This window comes from Coprococcus sp. TF11-13 (assembly GCF_003481085.1).
Classification (GTDB): domain Bacteria; phylum Bacillota; class Clostridia; order Lachnospirales; family Lachnospiraceae; genus Coprococcus; species Coprococcus aceti.
Map to the genome: position 1 here is coordinate 977103 of NZ_QUKK01000001.1, position 25224 is coordinate 1002326.

The 25224-nt window shown below is 45.2% G+C and carries 24 protein-coding genes; 3 read left to right on the forward strand and 21 right to left on the reverse strand.

The features are described 5' to 3' along the window. Positions 1-29: 29 nt before the first annotated feature. The 5 genes from DXD11_RS04335 to DXD11_RS04355 form a co-directional block, all read right to left on the reverse strand. Positions 30-932 carry a dihydroorotate dehydrogenase gene (locus DXD11_RS04335; protein ID WP_172674885.1) on the reverse strand — a complete coding sequence of 301 codons (903 nt, stop codon included), beginning with the start codon at positions 930-932 and terminating at the stop codon, positions 30-32. 11 nt (positions 933-943) lie between these two features. Then, positions 944-1708 carry a dihydroorotate dehydrogenase electron transfer subunit gene (locus DXD11_RS04340; RefSeq protein ID WP_055144778.1) on the reverse strand — a complete coding sequence of 255 codons (765 nt, stop codon included), beginning with the start codon at positions 1706-1708 and terminating at the stop codon, positions 944-946. 74 nt (positions 1709-1782) lie between these two features. Next, entirely contained in the window at positions 1783-2709 is a 927-nt protein-coding gene (gene pyrF, locus DXD11_RS04345; protein WP_015534777.1) for an orotidine-5'-phosphate decarboxylase, read from the reverse strand. A 30-nt stretch (positions 2710-2739) separates the two neighbouring features. Beyond that, positions 2740-3603, reverse strand: a complete 864-nt coding sequence (locus DXD11_RS04350; protein WP_117549095.1) for a chorismate mutase — start codon at positions 3601-3603, stop codon at positions 2740-2742. Between the two features lie 100 nt (positions 3604-3703). Then, positions 3704-4255 (reverse strand): VanZ family protein, encoded by a 552-nt coding sequence (locus DXD11_RS04355; RefSeq protein WP_055273512.1) that lies wholly within the window; start codon positions 4253-4255, stop codon positions 3704-3706. 190 nt (positions 4256-4445) lie between these two features. On the opposite strand from DXD11_RS04355, the gene DXD11_RS04360 reads away from it, so the two are divergent. After that, positions 4446-5372, forward strand: coding sequence for a DUF6709 family protein (locus DXD11_RS04360; RefSeq protein WP_330426609.1), 927 nt, complete (start codon positions 4446-4448; stop codon positions 5370-5372). 124 nt (positions 5373-5496) lie between these two features. On the opposite strand, the gene DXD11_RS04365 is transcribed toward DXD11_RS04360, so the two are convergent. Continuing rightward, on the reverse strand, positions 5497-6087 hold the full coding sequence (locus DXD11_RS04365; RefSeq protein ID WP_055224152.1) for an NADH peroxidase: 591 nt from the start codon (positions 6085-6087) through the stop codon (positions 5497-5499). A 341-nt stretch (positions 6088-6428) separates the two neighbouring features. Beyond that, the gene (locus DXD11_RS04370) at positions 6429-8258 is read right to left on the reverse strand and encodes a GGDEF domain-containing phosphodiesterase (RefSeq protein WP_117874279.1); all 1830 of its coding nucleotides are present in this window, start codon (positions 8256-8258) and stop codon (positions 6429-6431) included. A gap of 214 nt (positions 8259-8472) precedes the next feature. Here DXD11_RS04370 and DXD11_RS04375 point away from each other — a divergent pair, with 214 nt between their 5' ends. Both DXD11_RS04375 and DXD11_RS04380 read left to right on the forward strand, forming a co-directional pair. Beyond that, positions 8473-9918: a sodium:proton antiporter gene (locus tag DXD11_RS04375; protein ID WP_117549098.1), complete on the forward strand. Its 1446-nt coding sequence runs from the start codon at positions 8473-8475 to the stop codon at positions 9916-9918. Between the two features lie 17 nt (positions 9919-9935). Beyond that, positions 9936-10553, forward strand: coding sequence for a TerD family protein (locus DXD11_RS04380; protein WP_117874281.1), 618 nt, complete (start codon positions 9936-9938; stop codon positions 10551-10553). Positions 10554-10643: 90 nt separating this feature from the next. Here the strand turns inward: DXD11_RS04380 and DXD11_RS04385 are convergent, their stop codons facing one another. The 14 genes from DXD11_RS04385 to DXD11_RS04450 form a co-directional block, all read right to left on the reverse strand. Continuing rightward, a complete protein-coding gene (locus DXD11_RS04385; RefSeq protein WP_147360970.1) occupies positions 10644-12485 on the reverse strand; it encodes a DUF4153 domain-containing protein in 1842 nt (613 codons plus the stop codon). A gap of 38 nt (positions 12486-12523) precedes the next feature. Further along, entirely contained in the window at positions 12524-14344 is a 1821-nt protein-coding gene (locus DXD11_RS04390; RefSeq protein ID WP_117549101.1) for a hypothetical protein, read from the reverse strand. Between the two features lie 28 nt (positions 14345-14372). Further along, positions 14373-15305 carry a GTP-binding protein gene (locus DXD11_RS04395; RefSeq protein WP_117549102.1) on the reverse strand — a complete coding sequence of 311 codons (933 nt, stop codon included), beginning with the start codon at positions 15303-15305 and terminating at the stop codon, positions 14373-14375. Positions 15306-15331: 26 nt separating this feature from the next. Continuing rightward, a complete protein-coding gene (locus DXD11_RS04400; protein WP_015534784.1) occupies positions 15332-15625 on the reverse strand; it encodes an acylphosphatase in 294 nt (97 codons plus the stop codon). 51 nt (positions 15626-15676) lie between these two features. Then, positions 15677-16966, reverse strand: coding sequence for a dihydroorotase (locus tag DXD11_RS04405; RefSeq protein WP_117549103.1), 1290 nt, complete (start codon positions 16964-16966; stop codon positions 15677-15679). A 30-nt stretch (positions 16967-16996) separates the two neighbouring features. After that, positions 16997-18208, reverse strand: a complete 1212-nt coding sequence (locus tag DXD11_RS04410) for a PrsW family intramembrane metalloprotease (protein WP_117549104.1) — start codon at positions 18206-18208, stop codon at positions 16997-16999. Positions 18209-18416: 208 nt separating this feature from the next. After that, complete coding sequence (locus tag DXD11_RS04415; RefSeq protein ID WP_117549105.1) at positions 18417-19361, reverse strand: DUF4097 family beta strand repeat-containing protein; 945 nt, start codon at positions 19359-19361, stop codon at positions 18417-18419. Positions 19362-19363: 2 nt separating this feature from the next. Next, positions 19364-19957 carry a DUF1700 domain-containing protein gene (locus tag DXD11_RS04420; protein ID WP_117549106.1) on the reverse strand — a complete coding sequence of 198 codons (594 nt, stop codon included), beginning with the start codon at positions 19955-19957 and terminating at the stop codon, positions 19364-19366. Continuing rightward, the gene (locus DXD11_RS04425) at positions 19950-20270 is read right to left on the reverse strand and encodes a PadR family transcriptional regulator (protein WP_117549107.1); all 321 of its coding nucleotides are present in this window, start codon (positions 20268-20270) and stop codon (positions 19950-19952) included. Before DXD11_RS04425 ends, DXD11_RS04420 begins: the two co-directional genes overlap by 8 nt. 234 nt (positions 20271-20504) lie before the next feature. Beyond that, positions 20505-21377: an aldose 1-epimerase family protein gene (locus DXD11_RS04430; protein WP_117549108.1), complete on the reverse strand. Its 873-nt coding sequence runs from the start codon at positions 21375-21377 to the stop codon at positions 20505-20507. 158 nt (positions 21378-21535) lie between these two features. Beyond that, positions 21536-22450, reverse strand: a complete 915-nt coding sequence (gene nadA, locus DXD11_RS04435) for a quinolinate synthase NadA (RefSeq protein WP_118757823.1) — start codon at positions 22448-22450, stop codon at positions 21536-21538. 25 nt (positions 22451-22475) lie between these two features. Further along, complete coding sequence (locus DXD11_RS04440) at positions 22476-23000, reverse strand: transcription repressor NadR (protein ID WP_118757824.1); 525 nt, start codon at positions 22998-23000, stop codon at positions 22476-22478. 1 nt (position 23001) lies between these two features. Continuing rightward, positions 23002-23856 (reverse strand): carboxylating nicotinate-nucleotide diphosphorylase, encoded by an 855-nt coding sequence (gene nadC, locus DXD11_RS04445; protein ID WP_118757825.1) that lies wholly within the window; start codon positions 23854-23856, stop codon positions 23002-23004. Between the two features lie 2 nt (positions 23857-23858). Then, entirely contained in the window at positions 23859-25139 is a 1281-nt protein-coding gene (locus DXD11_RS04450) for an L-aspartate oxidase (protein WP_118757826.1), read from the reverse strand. Positions 25140-25224: the final 85 nt, after the last annotated feature.

Genomic DNA, 25224 nt, shown 5'->3' on the forward strand with positions numbered 1-25224 from the left:
TAAAACTCTTACAGAAGACTTATATCGTTCTATTTTACACAGCCTATCAGCTCATGGATATCGCTGATGGAATTCTTCTTCATATACTCCTCAATACCCTTTATGATCTCCACTGTTGCATAAGGATTGTGGAAGTTGGCCGTTCCAACTGCCACCGCACTTGCGCCGACCATAATCATCTCAAGGGCATCTTCTGTGGTAGCCACGCCGCCCATTCCGATGATAGGAAGCTTTATTGCATTTGCCACCTGGTATACCATTCTGACTGCTATCGGATGGATCGCAGGGCCTGACACACCTGCAGTCTTATTTGCCACTGCAAATGTTCTTCTGTTCACATCTATCTTCATACCTGTCAGTGTATTGATGAGTGATACCGCATCAGCACCACCAGCCTCTGCAGCTCTGGCCATCTCTGTTATGTCTGTGACATTCGGACTCAGCTTCATGATGATAGGCTGCTTTGCCGCTGCCTTGACTGCCTTTGTTATATCGTAGAGCGCATCCGGCTGCTGGCCAAATGCGATTCCGCCCTCTTTTACATTCGGACATGACACGTTGATCTCAAGCAGATCCACATCACAATCGCCAAGCTTCTCAACGCAGTCAACATAGTCCTCCTTGGACTTTCCACACACGTTTACGATGATCTTTGTATCATAATCCCTGAGGAATGGTATATCTCTCTTCTTGAACACATCGATTCCAGGATTCTGAAGTCCTATGGCATTCATCATGCCGCCGTAAGTCTCAGCTATACGAGGTGTCGGATTGCCCGGCCATGGCACATTTGCCACGCCCTTGGTGGTTACTGCACCGAGCTGTGAAAGATCCACGAACTCGCTGTACTCCATGCCTGAGCCAAATGTTCCTGAAGCTACTGTTATTGGATTCTTGAGAGTCACACCCGCTATATCCACTGACATATTGATCTTATCTGACATTACAGCTCCACCTCCTCAGCGTAGAATACAGGTCCATCCTTACAGATCCTTCTGTTGTGCACCTGTGAGTGCTCATCTATATCCTTTGTCTTGCATACGCAGGCAAGACATGCGCCCACGCCGCACGCCATCTTCTCCTCCATGGATATCTGGCACTCGATGCCCTTCTCCATGGCGTATGCCTTGATTCCCCGAAGCATAGGAGTAGGGCCACATGCATATATGACAGCACCGTCCACGCCGTATTCCTTTATGGCATCTATTACGTTGCCCTTCACACCGTGCTGTCCATCCTCAGATGACATATACACCTGTGCGTATGGCTCAAATTCCTCGTTCAGGAATATCTCATCCCTGTAGCCGAGCACGACTGACTTCTCACAGTCAAGCTCTTTTGCAAGCTGTAACATAGGTGGGATTCCTATACCTCCGCCTATCAGGATCGCCTTCTTGTCGGACTTCATGAAGCCGTTGCCGAGAGGCCCCAATATATCGACCGTATCTCCAGCCGCAAGCTGTGAAAATTCCTTTGTTCCAAATCCAACCACTCTGTATACAAGGCGGAGTGTTCCCGCCTCCCTGTCTATTCCGCAGAGGCTGATAGGTCTCGGGAGCATCTTGCTGCCATCGTGAGTATATACAGACACGAACTGTCCTGCTATAGCCTGTGAAGCTATCTCTGGAGCTTCAAGCACCAGACTGTATACATCAGTGGCAAGAGTCTCCTGGCTGACCACCTTTGCTGTCATCTTAAGTTTGCCCATAGTCTTCCTCCATCATCATTCTATTATCAGTGTACGGCGGACAAGCCCGGCTTGCCGCACACATTCCGGCTTAATTACGCATCAAGTGCGCCGTTGATATCCTCGATCATGTCAACTACTGCCTGTCTTGAGGCATCTGCATAGTTCTCAGCACCAAACTGTGCATACTTGTCCTGCTTGTAAGCAGCTATGATTCCTCTTGATGAGTTGACGATCGCACCGAGTCTGTCCTCATTGAAGTAGTGTACAAGGTCTGCAGCCTTACCCCCCTGTGCTCCGTAACCCGGAACAAGGATAAATGACTTTGGCATAACCTTTCTCAGCACCTTGCCCATCTCAGGGTATGTGGCACCGACAACAGCTCCAACCGCTGAATATCCTGATTCACCTACAACATCGCTGCCCCATTTGTCAACCATATCTCCGACTATCTCATAGAGTGGACGTCCATCCACAAGTCTGTCCTGGAACTCACCTGATGATGGATTGGATGTCTTGACGAGAACGAATATACCCTTGTTCTCCTCCTTGCACACATCCACAAATGGCTTGATTCCGTCTGTTCCAAGATACGGGTTTACTGTGATGAAATCCTCATCAAATCCAGCATATGTCTTGCTTCCCACCTGTACCTTTCCGATATGACCAACCGCATATGCTGTTGATGTTGAACCTATATCGCCTCTTTTTATATCTCCGATAACGACAAGTCCCTTCTCCTTGCAATAGTCAACTGTCTTCTTGAATGCCTTGAGTCCCTCGATTCCGAACTGCTCATACATGGCTATCTGTGGCTTAACTGCAGGTATAAGATCATATGTAGCGTCAACTATTCCCTTGTTGAACTGCCATATAGCCTCACCAGCGCCCTCAAGTGTCTCGCCATACTCTGCAAATGCAGCTTTCTGGATATGCTCCGGTACATAGTTGAGCATTGGATCAAGTCCAACTACTATAGGTGCATTTGTCTTCTGGATATTCTTTACTAACTTGTCTATCATGATATTTTCTCCTTAAAAATTATTTTTTCTCTAAAACTGTTCCTCGTCACAGGCATAGCTCCCGATGATCGTAAACTCCTCCGTCTCGTTCATGAGCTGGAACACTAAAGCCTGTATATCCTTCTTCAGTAAATTGGCAGACAGCTCCACATAGAATCTGTAATTCCAATGCTCCTGCCTGTTTGGCGCCGAGTGTATCTCTGTGAGGTTCACCCCGTAATCAGAGATCATGGACAGTACGCTGCTGAGACTTCCGCTCTTATTCTTACATACGAACATCACCTTCAGCCTGTTGTGGTTCTCCTCCACTATGAGGTGGTCTGCAAATGTGACAACCTTCTTGTTGTGTCCATTCTCATTTACAATGTTACATCTGTATATATACAGCTTGTTGTTGGTGAGCACCTCGTGAAGCGCATCCGAAACTCCGTAGCTTATGTCCTCAAGTATTCCCATTCCGGCGTCTACCTTGCCAGTCTTTATGAGCTCATACACCTCATCGTATGAGTCCACCGCAATGACCTTGTCCCTCGAGCATCCCTGACAAATGTACAGCTCCGGCTTTATCATCGCCACCGCATCTATGTCAGGCTCCTTCACATCATACTCCACATCCAGGCAGTTCCTGAGCTCCAGAGTCCTTCCATACTGGTACTTTCTGCTTATCTCCATGATTCTCTTGATAAGCGCCGTGTACTCCATCTTGATGTTATCATCCACATCCCCTGTGAGATTGGATATGATGGCCTCCTCGCGGTCTGGCTTATATATGTCATCCTCGGTCTCTGCCTTGACCTGAGCAACATTGTCCGCAAGAACCATTCTCTCCTTGAAGAGCTGCTTGATCTCCTTGTCGACCCGGTCTATGTTCTTTCTAACATCTGCTAATGTCATTCTGCATCCTCCAGTCAGCATCGGTAATGTGATGCTCATAGTCTTTTTTAATATACCATCTGCCCCACTCTAATTCAAGGCTGCCAATACTAAATGCGCTCTAAAAAGGCCACAGGAAAAGGAACATAACCGCTGCCACCAGCACTATCCCTATCACAAAGCCCATTATTATCCTTCCCCTTGTGCTCTTTGATCCCCATATAATAAGAAGAGCTGCCAGTGCGCCGCACATATCTATAAGCACATCCGTGCCCCTGCCTGCCCTGTCAGCGACAAAGAGCTGATGAATCTCATCGGAGCACGCATAGACAAATGTTATCACAACTGACCATATATACACGCCAGCCGAAGTCATCCTTCCGCCGGCCTTTCTGACCGCCAGGGCCAGCAGAGCCAGAAGGATTCCATATTCCGTCATGTGTGCACCCTTTCTGACCATGATCTCCACCACTCCCGTCATCCTGTCAACCACGGGCGCGGAATCATTTCTCACCTTCTGGAACAACCCCACTATAAAGTCTGTCATGGGGTTGCTCACCGCCGACGAGTCATCTCCTGTTCTGGACGACATGTAAAATATGAATATCATCCACAGCACTGCCGGAATTATATATATGTACTTTTTCTCATTCTTTTTTGTTTTCTTTGCCATAAAATCACCACCATGAATGAGTATACCATAAAAAATGTCTAATTTTTTTTGATTTTGCCTTTTTTACTTGAAATATTAGTTTTTTACCTGTACTGTAGAAAAGTGAGGTATTGAAGTGGTTATGTATAATTCATAACAAATAAAAAAAGTGAGGTAACATTATGGCAAGAACAAAGAAAAAGGGAATCCCATCGTATCAGCAGTTGTTTTCGGTATATTCGGAATAGTTCTTTTATTCCTGGGTATACGAACATTTATCGGTTTACACGGAAAGCTTCTAAACGTTACTACATGTGACGAATCGGAAGTTAAACCGGGAGTGTATGTGGAGGGAACACTCACCTACGGATACGGAGCTTACATTGAGAAGACTACAACGTACAATCACGTGGTCACCAAGACCGACGGATACTACTATCTCGTTGATATCTGCGACAAGAATGAAGACGGCTCAAAAAGAGACACATCCAAGTGGATCGGAATATCGATCTCCAAGAGTGATGACGCCAAATTTGACGCGATCTCATCTGCTGACGATGCAGAACCAGTCTACATAACAGGGGTCATCCGCAAGAACAGCGACAAGGTGCAGGGCTTCCTTGACGACTACATCACCAAGTATGTCGACGCATACGCACAATATTATGGATACACTCCTACAAGTGAGGACTATGCGACCGCAAAGGCAGAAGCTTTTCCTTACTATATAGAGATGGTTGACTCTTCAGATTACATATTCAAGCTTGTCCTCGGAGCTGTATTCCTACTGGCAGCAGTGATCATGATCCTGAAGGCAACAAGAAGCAAGAACACCATCAGCGCATCTGCACAGCCAGCAGGCACAGGTTACTATGACGGTACAGGCGATTTCAACGGCGTGTACACTCCGGGCAGCACAGGCAGCCCAAATAACGGCAGCTATACACAGCAGTATGGCAGTACAGACAGTGGCAGCTACGGCACTGCAGAACAGACACAGGCACCGCAGTCTTACAGTGATCCGTTCTACTCACAGCAGCCGGCAGCTTCAGAGCAGGATGCCCACGCATCTAATCCTTATACAACAACAAGCTCAACTACATCTTCCTCTTCCTTCAGTCTCAAGAAAGATGAGTAACAATTAAATAGCACACATAAATCTAAAAAAGTATATGCGGATCGCAGCCTGACTGCTTTCCGCATATACTTTTTAAATTTATGTGTAAGACTGACTATCCTTATGAATAATCTTTACCTTCTTCTTACTTACCGAAGTATCTGTCAAGAAGTCCCTTGAGAGCCTTGCCGTGTCTTGCCTCGTCTCTTGCCATCTCATGAACTGAATCATGGATCGCATCCAGATTGTTCTTCTTAGCGCACTTTGCAAGATCTACCTTTCCTGCTGTTGCACCGAACTCGCAGTCAACTCTCCATGCAAGATTCTTCTCTGTTGAAGCTGTCATGTTCTGCTCAAGGTCTGATCCAAGCATCTCTGCGAACTTAGCTGCATGCTCAGCCTCCTCGTACGCTGCCTTCTCCCAGTAGAGACCGATCTCAGGATAGCCCTCGCGATGTGCTACACGAGCCATGCAGAGATACATTCCAACCTCTGAGCACTCTCCCTCGAAGTTAGCCTTGAGCTGCTCGTAGATATACTTCTTGTCCTCATCGCTGATCTCTGGATTGTTCTTAACTGTCTCAGCATATACGCCAAACTCATGCTCTGCTGCAAGTGTGAGCTCTCCCTCTACCTTCTTGAACTTATCTGCTCCTGCGTGACAGATAGGACACTCTGCTGGTGCCTGCTCTCCCTCATAGATATAACCGCATACTGTACATACAAACTTTGCCATAACTTAATTCTCCTTTTCTCTTTTAAATAATCTAATCAATATCCATCATTGATTGTTAAAATATATTCTGTCTTCTTTGTTGATGTTTATTTATCAACTATGTCTTATTATACCTATTTTTTGATCAAAGTCAACCCTTATTGGGAATAATTCTTAATAATTTTTTAGTAGGTTGTTGATTATATATACAAGACTTGTAAATTATATACATTACATTATTGAGATTACATCCTGTTAAGGTCCAATATAAATAGAAAAAGAGGATCGATACATTCATATATCAATCCTCTTATACTATTCTGTATATTCTCTATATGTCGCTATATAGCATCATTATCCGGCTAGCTCTGTCCCAGCATTATCTTCTTGAGAAGATATTCATATCCCGTGATAGGTATAGGCTTGCTGTAGTAATACCCCTGAATGTAGTGGCATCCCCACTCTCTCAGGTATTCCTTCTGCTCAAATGTCTCAACACCCTCCGCAAGACTTCTGATTCCCAGATGCCTTGACATGGCAAGGATATCCTGTGTCATGAGCATGTCCTTGTTGTTCGGCTCGCCGGTGGCTATTCCGTCAATAAAGCTCTTGTCTATCTTGATTATATCCAGCGGCATATCCTTAAGAAGTGCCATACTGGAGTATCCTGTTCCAAAGTCGTCCATGGATATCTTGAAGCCCTCAGCCTTCAGATCCTTGAGCACCTTTATCAGATACTGCACGTCAGCGAAATCTGCACTCTCAGTTATCTCAAAGTCTATAAGCGAGTGATCCACTCCGTATTCATCGACTATATCACACAGTATATATATAAGATCCGGTCTCGATATCTGGTGTCTCGAGAGGTTACAGGATATCGGGTAGAGCGGGTAGCCAAGCTCCTTCCACTCCTTGAACTTCTTGCACACCTGTCTCAGCACATATCTGTCTATGATGTCTATAGTTCCGTCAGTCTCAAACTGCGGCACGAAATACTTCGGCGAGAGAATATCTCCGCCCTTGTAGAACCATCTTATCAGAGCCTCAGCACCGGTCAGGGTGTCGTTCTGTGGATTGTACTTCGGCTGAAGATATACCATGAGATCCTCATTCTCTATGGCATCCGGGAGCTCCAGCTTGTACTGCTGTGCCATGATGTATTCCTTCTTCATCTCCGATGTGTATATCTTTATCTCATTTACATTGGTCTTGATACACTGGAGGTGTGCCATCTGCGCCATGTCCTCAACGCGCATTGACATGTTGAGTTTCTCGAATTCATCATAGAATACGATACCACAGCTATAGAATATCTTATACTTCCTGTTCGACGGAAGCTGTCCTATCTCCTCAAAGAATGTATATAGCCGGTTCATTATCTCATCCTCCGGCATATACTTTATAATCATGGCAAAATCGTCACTCTCACACTTTGCAGAGTACAATATCCAGTCCTGCTTGGTCATAGCGTCACATATATATCTGAACAGATCCTTCGCCACCTCACGGCCCATAACGTTGTTGATGAGCCTGAAGCCCTTTATGTCGAATCTGGCAAATATAAACTGATCCAGTCCTATATATTCACACTGCTCAAGCTTCTCCTTGAGCCATGTCCAGTTGTAATGTCCGGTGGCAGGCTCCCTGTATGCTATCTCATAGAGATCTCTCTTACTCATGTTGTCAAGAGTCAGCATCTCCTCCGTCTTGGTCTTCTTGGACCATACCGGAATCTCCACGCACAGACTGTCTGCGCTCTCCATGTAACATATATATGGAAGCTTGTGGTTAGAAACAATGTGCAGCTTCTCCGTCTCTATATACAACTTGGCATATGAATACGCCATGGTCATGAGTCTCGGTATATCCTCTATCAGAGATATATCAAATCCCTTTATATCCACAACGTCGAATCCCGGAACCGTGATGCTCACACAGTTCTGAGGAACCATCTCCATATCACTGTATCCTATCTCCACTCCTCCACACAGACGCGAATATCCGGCGTCCATCATCTTCTCAGGCATATAAAACAAAGCCCTGTTTGCCAGCGGCCTGTATATGTTGCTAAAGCACTTGTACCAGTCATAGCCATTCTCCTGACAAAAATCGTCAAATCCCTCTGACTCTCTGGACCTCAGCACGTAAAGTTTTCTCTTTGGTTTGTATGCCTTTGACCATTGATGTTCCATAATATATCAATTACCTCTGTTCTGCCCTAAGGCCATAGTATTGCAATTTTCAATCTTTTTCATTCTATCACATATCCATCTTTTGGGCTATACTTATTATTTTTTTGTTCTGGAAAATAAATGGTTAAGTTTCGATTTTTTTCGTTGAATTTTTACCATATTTTTGTTAGCATAGATAAGGTTTTTCAATTATAATTAATAGGAGGCAAAAACGATGAAAAACAGGTTATTTCTAGGTCTCGGTACAGTCATCTCAGTTCTTGGACTGTCACAGGCAAGTGCCCTGGCGGCAGACAGCGAATCCGGTACTGAAACACTCGGTGCTACGCTTCCACTTACATGGTGTATACCATTTGTGTGTATGCTTCTGTGCATAGCTGTTATGCCCCTTATCGCCGGTGAGTGGTGGGAAAAACACAAACAGTGGGCTGTTGCGGGCTGGTCTCTTTTATTTTTAATTCCATTTGCCATATTCCATGGCTTTGGTACGATGGGCGAACAATTGCTCGAGGTAATGATCGGTGACTATCTCACCTTCATTGTATTGCTTTTTGCCCTGTTCTGTGTGGCAGGCAATATATCTCTTGAAGGCGACCTGGTGGGAACACCTAAGCTCAATGTTCTGCTTCTACTGATAGGTACTCTGCTGTCAAGCTGGATCGGTACTACCGGTGCAAGTATGCTGATGATCAGACCTATCATAAAGGCAAATAAATGGAGACGAAGAAAGGTTCAGATCATTGTATTCTTCATCTTCCTCGTTTCAAATATTGGTGGCTGTCTCACCCCTGTCGGTGATCCTCCACTTCTGATGGGATTCATGAATGGTGTTGACTTCTTCTGGAGCCTCAGACTTGCAAAGGTCATGGTTGTCAATCTCATCATCCTGCTGACTGTATTCTTCTTTCTCGACACAAGAGCGTACAAGAAGGATATCGCAGACGGCAGACAGAAGCCGGTATTCGATGCGGATACCAAAAAGCCAATCAGACTTAAGGGCGCTCACAACATTATATTCCTTGTAATGATCGTAGGCGCAGTTATCCTCAGCGGTGTTCTTCCTATGAAGTTTCCTGCATTTGCAAAGGGTATCAATTTCTGTGAGGGCGTAACGCTCTCATGGGCTGCTATCATCGAGATCGTGATCATGCTCGCAGCGGCTTTCCTCTCATTCAAGACAACGAGCAAGAAAGTCCGTAAGGCCAACAACTTTACATGGGATGCTATACAGGAGGTTGCCATACTGTTCATAGGTATATTCATCACTATGATCCCTGCACTCCTGATTCTCAAGGCACGTGGTTCTGAGCTCGGACTTACACATCCGGCACAGTTCTTCTGGATGACAGGACTTTTATCAAGTTTCCTTGACAATACACCTACCTACCTTGTATTCTTCACCACCGCTGCTTCAAGTGGATTTACAGAGGGTATAAGCACTGCTATGGGTGTAGTTCCTCAGGTCATGCTGATGGCTATCTCCTGCGGTGCCGTATTCATGGGAGCCAACACTTATATAGGAAACGCACCTAACTTTATGGTACGTTCAATAGCCGAAGAAAATGGTATCAAGATGCCTTCATTTGTAGGCTACCTCGTATGGTCAGTTGCTATTCTTGTACCAACATTCTTCATAGACACATTATTATTCTTCTTGTAATCTAAGGGGGTTTTTGTATGAACGAATATGTTGTAAAAGGTGATAATAAACTTACGGTCGGCATTGGCTGGGATGCCAAGAAGGTCGACCTCAAGAAAAAGATTAAGATTGCCATAGACAATATCATGAGCGCTACATCCGAGGACACATATGACCTCAACCTTGCAGCGATCGTTGAGCACAATGACGGCTCAGATCCCGAACTGGTATTCTGGGGTCACAAGTACAGCAGAAGCGATTCTGTAGTCCTGAAGGGCGATGACAGAACAGGACAGAAGGAAGGTATCGACGAGGAGATGCGCATCTACCTCGACAGAGGTGAGAACGTTGGACGAATCATCCTCTTCCTCTACATCTACAACGGCAACCTTCACAAGCAATGCCTGGCAGAGGTGGACAACGTATTTGCGCTGATCAAATGTAAGCATACCGAAAAGGTATATGTACGTGAGGACGCAATATTCAAGGCATGTGAGGATGCCAAGCACAACAACTGCTATGTATTCGGCGAGATTCTCCACAATGGAGATGAGTGGGTTGTAAGGGAGAGATCCCAGTTCCTGCCATACGACAAGTCCGAGGATATATTTGAGTATTACACATCAAGACATTACGTTCCTGAAGAAGACGACTAATATTTAATGCAGCTAAAAGCCCCCTGCCTCCGGTGTAAATAACCGAAAGCAGGGGGCTTTCTTCATTGTGATCTATAATTCTATATTGCGCTACTTTATATAATTCTCTATAGCTTTTGAAGCTCTGTATCTGGAGAAGTTAAAGCTTCTGATATAGCCCTTGTCGTCATTCTCCTCAAGCATCTTCTCAAGCCTCTCTCCCACCGTGTCGTCTCTCCAGTAGTAGGTGTCCTCGCTATATTTCGACATCACTTCCTCCATGACCATTTCGGGCGTAATGTCTTTGGTCCTGAAATAATCGATCAGATATGGAACTCCGTCATTACCTATATCCATCACATACTCAAGATCCACTTTCTTGCCATCGTGTGCCTGACTGATATTGTACCTCGTTATCACTGCGCCAGGTCTGATAAATGCATACAGCGTGAACATCACCAGAACCGTCATAAATATGTATCTGAACAGCGGCATATTTCTCCAGAACAGGCTTATGATAACACCGAGCATCACTATAGACGTGACTATCAGCGCCCATATGGTATTTATTCTGAGGTATGTCAGATCATATTCCGCAATGTACATGGACAGCCTCACAGCTGATGAGGCAATCATTATATATGTACATATGCACATCATGAGCAGTGACACGTTGAGCACCAGACTCTTTCTGAATATAGCACTAAATATCAGCACCATACACACATTTACAACCGCTACAAAGAGCAGCTGGAAGAAGCCCTGTCTTGCATACTCTGCGTATGTCATATCGTCCGGAAGTCCTGCGCTGTTCATGAACAGATACACTATCTGAACAACGGCAAATATCAGATAGAACGCTGTGAGCACTATCGTTATAGTTATACCTGTCACTGCATTGTACTGCCCCTCCTTCGGAGCATTTGCACCAAGATCTCTGCGGCCCGCCTTGACAATAAATCCATATACAAACAGGAATATCACAGCGGCAAACAGAACTATCTTCACTATATCCCACGAGAAGAACAGTTTGCCAAATATGTCCTTTATGACCTTTGCAAACACAGGATCTGCCGAAGACAGCAGATTGAGCACGATCACCAGTATCGGAAGTGCTATCACACATCCAAGAAGTATGTACATCAGCTTGGAATTTCTCTTTTTGCCGGTTATCTCACGCTCCGCCTTTCTGTCGGCAAATGGCATGTTTACATACCCTATCGAACCAAAGAACATCTCGAAAAATGAGAATATTCCCTTGAATATCCCCTGCTTTTCAGTGTCATTGAAGTATGTCATAACCGCATACATCTCTGTAACGATTATTCCCACATTACATCCAAATATGATATATCCCTCGTCTGTGAGACTCAGGGCAACCGACATCATGAACACAAGAATATAATATGGGATCAGTATACTCTGTTTCGACAACGCAGCTCCAGTGGTCATGGCCTCACGGTCTGCACCGATGTTCTTCTCATATCGTACCATGCATGTACTGATAAACACTATTGATACTATCGAAAGCACAGCCGACAATATACTCGACCAGTTGCTGTACAGACATGCCGCACATATGATCGCATATACCAGTACCGGAATACCAAACATCCTGAATCTGTTCGGAGACACCGCAGGATTTCTCCTCTGCGGCGGTCTGGCATTCATGTTCATATAACCCTGAGGTGGCGGCGGGGGCATCCCCGGGCCTCCATTCATGTTCATATACCCTTGCGGTGGTGGCGGGGGCATCCCCGGGCCTCCATTCATGTTCATATACCCTTGCGGTGGTGGCGGGGGCATCCCCGGGCCTCCATTCATGTTCATATACCCTTGCGGTGGTGGCGGGGGCATCCCCGGGCCTCCATTCATGTTCATATACCCTTGCGGTGGCGGCGGGGGCATCCCCGGGCCTCCATTCATTCCATTGTTAAAATTCTGTTCGTTCATCCCAAACCCTCCATTTTTTCACCTTGAACCACTTTGAGCTACTCTACAAGTGCCATCTCATCAAGCCCCACGATCCTGTCCATACACACCGGTGCTGTCAGCCTGTAGGCAAAACTTGCAGACTCGAACAGGCAGTATAATTTGCCATTATACGAATATATCTGCTCCAGCTTCTGCGGGAGCTTAACCACCTGTCTCGGTGTCTCTGTGCCGTAATTCACACTGGACAGCTTACCTATATCTGTATCGTATACCTCTATCCTGGATTCATCTATACCATATGATATAGAGAATATTATCTCATTTTTATACACCTGAAGCCCCTGCACCCTTCCTGGTATATAGAAAGCCTCGTCCTCCTCCGAGGATATGGCGGTGCCGCCATTTACGATCTCGTAGCTGGCTGCCATGCTGTAGCTGTTCTTATCCTTTCGCCAGTAGCCCGCATATATATGTCCGTCATATATCGTGATAAATGACGTTGCAGGGAACATGACGCTACATGTGTTCCTGTATTTTATCGGCTTTCCCTGAGCCACATCGTATTTCTCTATGGAGTCCAGCGTAAGACATGATATGGATGCCTTCCTGCTCCTGTCCTCATCCTCATCGATCATATACGAGGAAACCCACAGCACATTATTCTTCGTATCATACGCAAGTCCTCCGGCATGTGTCGTGTCCTTGAGAACCAGTGTTTTAATATATTGCCCGGTCTGTGTATCAAGAACAAATATCACAGATTTGTGTTTCTTCGTCTTGCAATATGCACTGACAAATGTATACTTCTTCGTCACCGCCAGCCCCTGTGGCGTCATGGACGTGCAGTTCTCTATCTCCCTCGACTCACTGCCTATCGTATCAGCATACGCAAGTCCCGGAATGATCATCATGCCATAATCGGTATCCCTGTTCTGGGCATACATACCCATATGATAGAATTCCGGTTCAGTCGACATCTCCCATATCTGCGAGAAATTCGACTTGTTGTCAACCGCATAGGTGCTGGTTCCGGAATCATTTCCCGATATCTCGAAGTTTCTGCAGTACACTCCGCCATACAGCCATATCACACAGATTCCCCCGACATAGCACCATGCAAATATCTTCACAAGTATCCTTCTCGACTGGACCGTCGACAAAAGTGCCGCCATGACCATCTGACTGATAATCGTTATAAGCATCATGGCATTCGTCAGCATATCTCCATGGCTGACTATCTGAAGCGGTACGCCTATCATCATAATCCAGTAGGCCTTCTGTTTCACCTTAATTCTTATTACACTATTCCAGCCTTCCCGCTTCATGCCCCACACCTGCAATGACTGCCATACAACCACTAGGCCATATACGATGCACGCCACAAGCAGGAGCTGCCTGAGCACAGCAACAGCCGTTATCTCAAGGGCCTCACCATTTCTGTAAAATGCCATATAGTACACACCCTGTGCGAGCTGCCATATCCTCCACGCCATCATGGCGAACATCGCAAGCGCTGCAACAAATGCAAATGTGTTGGTAACAGTTCTTCGTCTGACACCCTCACGATGTTCCTTCATCTGTTTGCGCAGACGTTTCTTTGCCCTTCCCAGCTCCTTTATGTGCTTTTTACACTTTCTGATTCTTCTGCGTTTATAGAACAGCACCTTGTACGGTGCGCGTCTGTTCTTCAGCTCTTCATATTCTTCCCTAAGTCTGTCATACCGTTCCGACTCCTCATGAAGATCCGTTCTGGTCGCCCTGAGTGCAGAACGACACATAACGTACCCCTCAAGATCTATCTGTGCCTGTTCTTTCAGCTTTTCAGCCTGAAGTTGAAGCTTCTCTTCTCTGTTCAATTTCTTAGCCCTGTCTGTCATGAAAATCCGCTCCTGTCCATCAGCCTCTTTACTCAAAGTACCGTTTTATTTTGTCCTCCACCAAATTCGAACCGATCACAATTATGATCTCCTGCCCGTTCTCTATAGGTCTCACCTCGGTCTTTTTTACCGTGGCGTTGAGCTCTATCCATCCGGTGTCATTTACAGGGAGAAAACCCTTGATTCTAAAGACATCTCCGCATTCCTTATCCTCAAATATATCCCTGACTATCGTCTCAAGCCGCTCCTGAGGCATGACCTTATTCATGATATATACCGAGTTAAACACATCACTTTGTTTGAACCATAATTTTACATAGTCGTTTAATTTGTATCCGGTTGACATAAAACCTTCAAAGTCATCATCCGTGAAATCATCCCAGTTCTTCTCCAGAACATCATCGCCGAACTGACGCTTACACTGAAATTCGGTGAGCACTTCATTGATATATTCTATTGTGCTCCTCTTCTCATCCTCCGATGCATCCTGAACCTTGCTCATCACCAGAGTTCCACAGTTCGCAACCTCAGACGCAAGCACATATCTGGACTGTCTGCTCATGTCCCGGTCAAGTCCGGCATCGACTATGGAAATGATGCATCCAACCTCATACCATCTGTCTAGTGGCTCCTCGTGGAGGACGTCAAAGAATTCATCCACATCAAATATTCCGGAAGGCTCAACAATGACTCTGTCATAGCCGCTCATCCCCATCGCTATGAGCTTTGTCTTGAACCTTCTCTTGTGACAGTCCTCGCCGCAGCCACCTGCCACCATTTCAGCATGACAGTTCTCGCCCATCACATCCTGAAGAAGCATCATGTCCACGTTGACTGCACCATAATCATTTTCAAGGATTCCGACATTATATCCTTTGCCAACAAGGTAGCTCACATACTTCTTAATAAATGTCGTCTTGCCTGAGCCCAGAAAGCCCGTTATCAAATCTATCTTTACCATATGTCCACTCTCCTTATCTACGCGCGTTACCAGCTTGATCTCACATGAAATCCGCTGTCATTCTCCAGAGGTATCTCCCTGACATCCATATCCTCTATAAATATATATCTGTCATTTCTGAGAACTGCTATCACCTTGTCTATAGCCTCAGGCAGCCCCTGAGCCTCCATCTCAACAGAATCATCATATCTGTTGCACACCCAGCCGGTGACTCCGTACATGGATGCAGCATAGCTCGCCCTGTATCTGAAGCCAACTCCCTGCACTCTTCCTCTGAATGTATAATGTCGTCTTATCTTGTCCATATCTATATGTCCCATCTCTGTTATGATCTTCTCATATCTTACATTTTATATCCTGCTGCCCGCATCTTACACATCATGTTCAGCATCGTACTTTTCTGCGTCATACACGATATTTCCACCACAGATTGTATAGTGAACCCTTCCCGGGAGAGTCCATCCGGCAAATGGACTGTTGGATGCCTTTGACGCAAAGCTGTTCACTGTCCACTGCTCATTCTCGCCAAATATGACTATATCCGCAGGAGCTCCCTCTGCTATCTTGCCCGGTTCCATGCGGTAAAATTCTGCAGGATTCCTGCTCATTAGTTCCATGAGCTTCATGAGTGAGATATATCCAGGCTGTACAAGGGAATATATTCCAAGGGCAAGAGATGTCTCAAGCCCTGTTATTCCACTTGGCGCCTTGTCAAACGGTCTCGCCTTCTCCTCACTGCTGTGCGGAGCGTGATCCGTCACTATCATATCTATTGTGCCATCCTGTATTCCCTCTATGATCTGTCTTCTGTCTTTCTCAGTTCTGAGTGGAGGATTCATACGCGCCATGGTTCCGTACTTCAGCACAGCATCCTCTATAAGGGTGAAATGATGTGGAGTTGCCTCCGCATGTACGTCCGCTCCAAGCTTCTTTGCAGTTCTCACTATATCCACGGAATTGCCTGAGCTTATATGCTGTATGCACACTGATGCACCTGTGTGAAGTGCAAGGACGCAGTCCCTTGCAACCATAATATCCTCCGCTGTGCGGGATGCACCGCCGTATCCAAGCTTTTCTGATACTTTTCCTTGATTCACTCCCGGCTGTACAATGAACAGCGGATCCTCTTCATGAAGACTCACCGGAAGATCAAGATCCCTTGCCTTCTCCATAGCCTCAAGAAGAAGCTTCTCATCCATGATTGGGATTCCGTCATCGGTAAATCCTGCTGCACCTGCAGCCGCAAGACTGTCCATGTCCACGAGTTCCTTGCCAGCAAGGCCCTTTGTGACTGTGGCTGTCTGAACTACATGTATTCCGGTCTTTGCACCTTTATCCTGTATATACTTGAGAGTCTCAAGGTTATCCACCGCCGGCTTTGTATTCGCCATACATACCACCATCGTGAAGCCTCCTCTTGCAGCGGCGGCGGCACCTGTCTCGATGTCTTCCTTGTACGTAAATCCCGGATCGCGGAAGTGTACATGTGTGTCTACCAGTCCCGGTGCAACTACAAGTCCATCTGCATCGATGACCTCCGCACCCTCTGCCTCCAGATCGTATCCTGTCTTAACTATGTGATTGCCGTCGATGAGCACATCCATGACCTCGTCTGTATGGGTGACCGGATCAACGACTCTTCCATTCTTTATCAATAACATTTGCCTGTTCTCCTCTATATAAATATTTTATTACTGTCTGTATGTGTTCTGCGGATCATACTGTGATGACTGACCGTAATGTGGCTGCTGACCGTAGCCGCTATACTGATTATTCTGCTGTGACTGCCAGCCATACTGGGTCTGCTGGCTGTAGCCATTCTGCTGATCGTACCGCTGTGGCTGACTGTAGCCACTTGACGGCTGATTGTACTGTCCTGGCTGTTGAGTATAGCTGCCCGGCTGATTGTACTGCCCCGGCCGCTGACCGTAACCGCTCTGCTGACTGTATCTGCTCTGCGGATTATACTGCTGACCATACCGGGTCTGCTGGCCGTAGCCACTCTGCTGATTATTGTACTGTCCCGTCTGGCCGTATGCATTTGTCCGTATGGTGTTCTGCCTCTGGCCATATACATTTGACTGATTGTACTGCATGTTCTGCCCGTACATATTTGGCTGATTGTACTGCATGTTCTGCCCGTACATATTTGGCTGATTGTATCCACGCATAGGTATATATCTGAAATTATACGGATTCACCCATATAGGATTTACCGCTATGATATGATCGTTCTTTGCCGCATGGGATATGAGCAGGAACATCAGAACCACCGACAGGATCAGAACCAGTATGCACAGGATCACGCTGGTGTCATCAATCGACAGCACAAAATCATACAGTCCGTGTATTCCCATGGTGCTAAAATACGCTATCAGCATATTGCCTGCGGCACCCTCGCCCTTGTTCGCATTCTCTCTCGCCTTTGAGTAGAAATATCCCATGATAACGCCGCATGAGCAGTGAAGTGGGATTGCTGTCACAGCCCTCAGGATTCCGAGTCCTATTCCACCCTGGAATACATACAGGATATTCTCCAGTGTTGCAAATCCGAGCGACGAGCACACGCCATATATAACGCCGTCATAGCTGTGGTCAAAGTTCTTATTTTTCCATGTAAGTATTAACATTCCAAGGAATTTGCCCAGTTCCTCGATCATCGCCACTATAAAGAAGCAGTTGACCAGCTCATAAACCGCCGTTCCGGATTCCAATCCCATGTAGTATAACAATACGCCCCCAACCAGCTCCACGACTACTGCCGGTATCGTGCTGACAGCTCCCAGAACCGCAAGCCATACTAGCAGGCTCATTGGATCCCTGCTATTCTTATTTCTTCTGACTACAAATAACAGCAGTAACACCGAAGGTAATACTGCAAGTCTCAATGCAAATGCACTCATCCTTTACTCTCCCTGATATTTTCTTCCGTATAAATATATATACATATTAAAGATACCATTTTTAGCGTGAATCCACAATAAGCAGAGGCCTTTACCGACATTTTATTTCATTAATTAACTTTAATTTAGCCTAAATACAACTCAAGGCAGGTCATTCCATTTCAGAAGACCTGCCTTGAACCAATTTTCAAATGTATTCAGTTACGACTTACTGTGTGACATCAATATCTCCGCTACTAGTCTCGATATTGCACTTTCCATCTGCTCCCTCAACCGAGTCCGGTACATTTACATCACCGCTGGATGTCTTTGTATTGTATTCATACTTCATTTCTGAGCCAATGCCGATCGATACATCACCACTGGTTGTCACGACATTGATCTCAGAAGCATCACAGTCTCTAATCATTACGTCACCACTTGACGCACGACCGTTTATACGTTTTGCCTTTATACTGCCAGATGTGATATTGCCACTGGAGGTCTTCAGATCAATATTATCCATAACCACATCACCAAGACTGACGTCACCACTGTTTGCTGATATTCTTGTATCCTTTGACGATACACTGTCAAGCTTAATGTCACCACTGCTGGTCGCCACCGTCAGAGCATCTGCATTTGCACCATTTACGATCACATCGCCGCTGGCGGCCTCTATATCGATATTACCTATTGCCAGATAATATTCCATATCCACGTCACCACTGCTGGTCACAATCTTCAGATCATCGTACTCCGTACCAGCCAGATACACCGTCACGGATGGCCATGCTCCAGAATACACACCAATGGAAATGTTAAATGCTGCATTCCTGCTGTCGTCTGCGGTTATCCTGAGCACACCATCTGATATATCTACATGATGTGTCAGATTCCCGCAGTCATAATACTCCACATAACTTGTATCTCCACTCGCCTTCTTCACGGCAACATCCACATCTGATGCGCTTTTTACATCAATTGCAGTGAATTTATCTTTTATATCAACAGTCTTCTTTACGTAGTTCACCGGCTCCGATGTCATGTGGGCCAGATTAACTGTCACATTCGGCCATCTGAATCCATTTACAACAAGTGCTGAGATCACAGTGATAATTCCAGCCACGATCATGATCGATGCAGCTATAACAGCTTTCTTTGTTCTACTCATGCCTATTTCTCCTTTACAAACATTCTCTTTATACCATTCACACTGGCCTTGCAGACCTTAAATATACCAACCGTAACAGGTTTGACGGATACAACAAACAGTATCGCTATACCTATTCCAATGAGTGCTGCTCCAAGCATGAGAACTGCTGTGTATGGGCTGTTGGCTATGAACAGCGGTATGGCACATATCAGTCCGCCTATTCCCGCTGCCACAAAGCTGAGCACAACTGCGTAGAATGAAATAAGAAGTGCAAATGCAACTATCCACAACGTGAGCAGCAATACCAACGCCGTAATAAGAAGTGGAATCCACACCGGAGAACCAAGTACTATGAGTACGACCTCCCATGCCTTGAGCTCGTGCTTTGGCTTGATCTTCTCCTTCACAAGCTTCGTAAGCGGCATATCTTCAAGTATCTGCTCCACTGCTGCATCAGGTGATCCCATATCTGCCACAGCCTCCTCCTCGGAAAGGCCGTCCTCCACGCGGTCATCTATCATCTCGCTATAGTAATCCATAAACCTGTTCACATCATCAGCCGGCATCGCACTGATCCTGCTTCTTATTGCCTCCAGATATTCCTGTTTATTCATCTCTGACTTCCTCCTTCACAATAAATCTGTATATGGATTCCAGTTCCTTCCACTCTTCCTTGAACTCTTCTATCCTGGCTCTTCCGGCATCCGTAATATGATAATACTTTCTGAGTCTTCCGTTGTGCTCCACGGAATGAACCGTGAGCAGCGCTCCCGCCTCAAGTCTTCTGAGGATAGGATAGAGTGTGGACTCTGATATCGTCACATACGGCTTCATATCTTTGATGATCTGATATCCATAGGAATCCTCGTCCTTGATGGCCGCAAGCACACACACGTCGAGCATCCCTCTCTTCAATTGTATATCCATCGCTATACCTCCTTACGCAGTATACTATACGTCGCATAGTATCATATGTCAAGTAGTATTTTCAGCACTCTACAAAAAGGAACAACAATGGGGTCAGGCACCTTTTACATAGATTCTACATTAATGTATATGAAACATAACAAACAGGGCGGGACATCCCACCAATGGGATGTCCCGCCCTGCTTACAAATTATATTCTGCTATATCTTAATCTGACACATGATATGTTTTCCATTATAGTATGTCGATGACATACTCCTTGCTGAACGAATGGCCAGCCTCAAGACTGTTTGAATACTCACGGTCCGCCAGATCTCCGTCATATCCCTCGCGGTCACACCTGCCAAACCAAGGCTCTATGCAGACAAATGGCGCATGTTTCTTTGCAGGAGACCATATGCCTATCTGCGGCACATCAAATCTCAACTGCAAAACCGGCGCATCAGATGAGTTCCTTAATGTAATCGTATTTATACCCTTACCATCCATGATCAGGGCATCCTCATCAAACATCTCATCACGCAGCTTTAAGACTCCATCTGTCAGTCTGTGCGTAACTGTTCTATCTCCAAGAACTCCATTTGCTGTCAAAAGACCACATTCAATCTCGTTCTTACCTGTGTGCATATCCAGAGAATAACCGCCGATGCCTCCCTCACATGCAAATGCAGGATGAGCACCGATAGAAAAATGAATCGTGTCAGTTCCCTCATTCACAACGGTCCACATAACATGTACAGATGAACCTTCAAGTCTGTATCCTATACAAAGACTGAAATCAAACGGATAGCTCTTCTGCCATGTATCATTCTTCTCAAGCACAAACAGCAGTGTATCACCAGTCTGGCCAGCCACTACAAACTCGCTGTCCCTTGCAAATCCGTGCTGAGGTATATTCTCATAAACCACCCCGTTATGTCTGTAACGCTGTCCTTCGAGCTTTCCCACAAATGGAAACAGCACAGGAGAAACTCTTCCCCAATACTCAGCATCACCGCACCACATGTATTCTCTGTCTGTCTCGATACTCTTCAGGCTCACAAGCTCTGCACCGTGAGTATTCACCTTTATAGCGATCTTATCATTTTTTAATTCAACAATACCCATCATGTCCTCCTATACTCCAGCCAGTCTGGCTGATCATAATTTGCAAATAATATTATACACTTTTATAACATTATAACACAGGTACAAAAAAATACGGTCGCTTAATGAACTAATAAGCAACCGTATTTTATATACTGTTTCTCGGCATCCGCACCTCGTTATCCAAGCGCGATCATTCTGTTGATGCAGCGGGAAGCTCCCTCCATCACCTCATCAGAAAGGACTATCTCTTCGCCACCTGTGCCCTTTAGTACATTCAATATGTCAACCAGGGTAGTAAGCTTCATATTATGGCACATCAGCTTTGAAGAAATTGGATAGAACATTTTGTCAGGGCACTCATACTGAAGATGCTCCACAATACTGTGCTCTGTACCGATGATAAATTCTTTTTTCTCTGACTTTCTGGCATATGCCATAATTCCTGTGGTTGAACCTACATAATCAGCCTCTGCAACTACATCAGGTCTGCATTCAGGATGGACAAGAAGCTCCGCATGCGGATGTAACTCTTTTGCCTTCAAAGCATCATCTATGGTAACCGCCAGATGTCTAGGACATCCGCCGTTAAAAAATACAAATTCCTTTTCCGGCATCTGCTTTTGAACATAGTTTCCAAGATTCGGATCTGGAATAAAAAGAATCTTGTCATTATCAAGCTTGCTGCAGATCTGCACTGCTGATGAGGATGTCACACATACATCACAGGCAGTTTTCAATTCAGATGTCGTATTTATATAGGCGACAACCGCATATCCCGGATACTTCTTCTTCATCTCATTCAGCGTTTCAAGGTTCATCTGTTCAGCCATCGGACATCCGGCTTCAGGATTAGGCAGATACACCTTCTTATCAGGGGACAGTATCTTACATGTCTCCGCCATAAAACGCACACCGCACATTATTATATTTTTGCGGGAATCCTTGCTCGCCTCAACGCTAAGTCCATATGAATCTCCCATATAATCTGCAACTTCAAGAATCTCATGTCCCTGATAAGCATGTGCCAGTATGCAGAAATCCTTCTCTTTCTTCAGTCTGATTATCTCTTCCTGTATCTCTTTTATCGTCATTTTATTCTCTCCAAATCATTCTGTATTATTTCTCCCACTCCTGCCATGGAACAAGAAATCCTGTCTCCTCGAGTTTCTGCTCTATAGTGTCCAGGATCTCTTCACTAGGAGCCTCTATCAAATGGTAATGATATCCGTTCGTAGCATTTCCAAGCAGGGACGACTGGCTGTTTTCCAATTTTTTCATAAATTTTGCCACGTCGTATCTGGAAGCAATATTCATCTTTGCAGTAACACGATTGTACACCGTATGACTTATACTTACATTCTTTACAACACCGCCATAATCAACTATGATCGTGAGTTCTTCCTCAGTCCTGTCATAACCGTGTTTTACTTTAAACTCTCTCTGACATTTTGATTCATTCTTGTATATATAACCCCTGTTAGTTGCAATTATGCCATCATCAGCCGCCCTGATCACTGCAATGTCCTGCACTATTATCTGTCTACTGACATCGAATTCTGACGCAAGCTTATTTGCCGGAACAGGGACATCTGAATTCTTCACAATGTCAAGTATCCTTTCCCTTCTCTCTTTTGCCTTCACTTTATTCCTCCGCATGAAGATTTTTCATCGATATATCCATTATAGGTGAGCTGTGTGTAAGCGCACCGCTTGATATATAATCCACTCCCAATGATACCAGTCTCTCTATGTTCTCTTTTGTAACATTGCCTGAACATTCTGTCTCCGCACGTCCATCGATCAAATCGATCGCAGCCCTCATCTGATCCGTTGTCATATTGTCAAGCATAATGATATCAGCTCCCGCTTCAACAGCCTCTTTTACCTGATCCAGTGTCTCAACTTCAACCTCTATCTTGCGAACAAATGGTGCATACTCCTTTGCCATTCTCACTGCATTGCTTATACTTCCCGCAGCGCCTATATGATTATCCTTAAGTAATACTCCATCCGACAAATTGTATCTGTGATTGCTGCCTCCGCCGACTCTGACTGCATACTTCTCAAATATCCGACAATTAGGCGTAGTCTTTCTGGTATCCAGCAGAGTAGTCCTGCTTCCTTTAAGAAGTTCTGCAACCTCATGGGTATATGTAGCTATACCACTCATACGCTGCAGGTAATTAAGCGCAACCCTCTCTCCAGAGAGAAGAACCCTGATATCACCAGTCACAATTCCCATAAGCTGGCCAGCCTTCACCTCATCGCCATCTTTGCAGAAGAACTCAACCTCAGTGCTGTCATCTAAGATGGTAAATACTCTTGCATATACATCAAGCCCTGCAACGATTCCATCCTGCTTGCATATCAGGTCTACTTTTCCTTTCTGTGCCTTTGGCATCACCGCATTTGTGGATACATCCTCACTTGTGATATCCTCCTGTAAAGCCATCATTATAAGCTTGTCCGCATTCAATTTCATTGTTATCTGATTCATTCTCAGCCTCTTCTTTCCGTTTCTGTCAAAACTATATTCTTATATTCTCTAAATAAACCATCTATATCTTCATATTCAGACAGATCTATGTTGTATTCTCCACAGCCTCTGTGCTCTCTGCTGAACATGATATCATCTGCTGCCCTCTGTGCAAATACAAGCGACTCAAGTAACGAATTGCTTGCCAGTCTGTTTCTGCCATGCACTCCATTACATCCGGCTTCTCCTACCGCATATAATCCTTCCATGGATGTCCTTCCGGCGAGATCTGCCTTCACTCCGCCCATGTGGTAATGCTGAGCCGGCACAACCGGTATCGGTTCAACAAGCACATCATATCCCTCATCCTTACACTGCTTGTATATATGTGGAAAATGCTGCAAGATCACATCTCTTCCAAGCGGTCTCAGATCTTCCCACACATGCTCCGTTCCATCTATCTCCATCTGTTTCCATATTGCATGGCTGACTACATCACGAGGCTGAAGTTCATCTGTAAACCTTTCGCCCGCCTTGTTTAGAAGCCATGCGCCTTCGCCTCTCACAGATTCAGATATCAGAAATCTTCTTCCTTTATTCCGGCTAAACAGTGTCGTCGGGTGGATCTGCACATAATTCAGATTCTCTACCTCTACTCCATGTTTTAAGGCAATTGCTATGGCATCACCTGTTATATGGGCAAAATTCGTTGAGTTCTTATATATACCTCCGATTCCACCACACGCCAATACAACGTTGTTGGATCTAAGTATGCTTATGTTCTTGGCCTCATCAACTATAACCACGCCACCACAGGCATTGTCATTGCAGATGATGTCGAGCATAGTCGTATACTCATATATCTCGATATTGGATTTTTTCTTTGCACACTCCAGCAAAGTGGATGTAATCTCTTTGCCGGTAATATCCTCGTGAAACAATATTCTTGGCTGGCTGTGAGCTCCCTCCTTGGTGAAGGCAAGCTTTCCGCTCTCATCTCTCTCAAATCTGACTCCAAGCCTTATCAATTCTCTGATAACAAGATTAGATGATCTGATCATCAGATCAACTGTCTTTTTATTGTTCTCATAATGGCCGGCTCTCATGGTGTCTTCAAAATAATCTTCGTAATCTTCCTCACCCCGCAGCATACATATGCCGCCTTGGGCCAAAAAAGAGTCGGACTCATCAGCCCGCCTTTTTGTGATAATACAGACCTTTTTTGTCTCTGGAAAATTCAACGCACAGAACAAACCTGCAGCGCCAGTTCCCACGATAATAACATCATATACAGTGTTCATCATTTCTCCTCTTCAAGTAGGCATCATATTATTCTTTATAACCTGACTTGCATATAAACATAACATATGTAAACACATATGTAAAGAT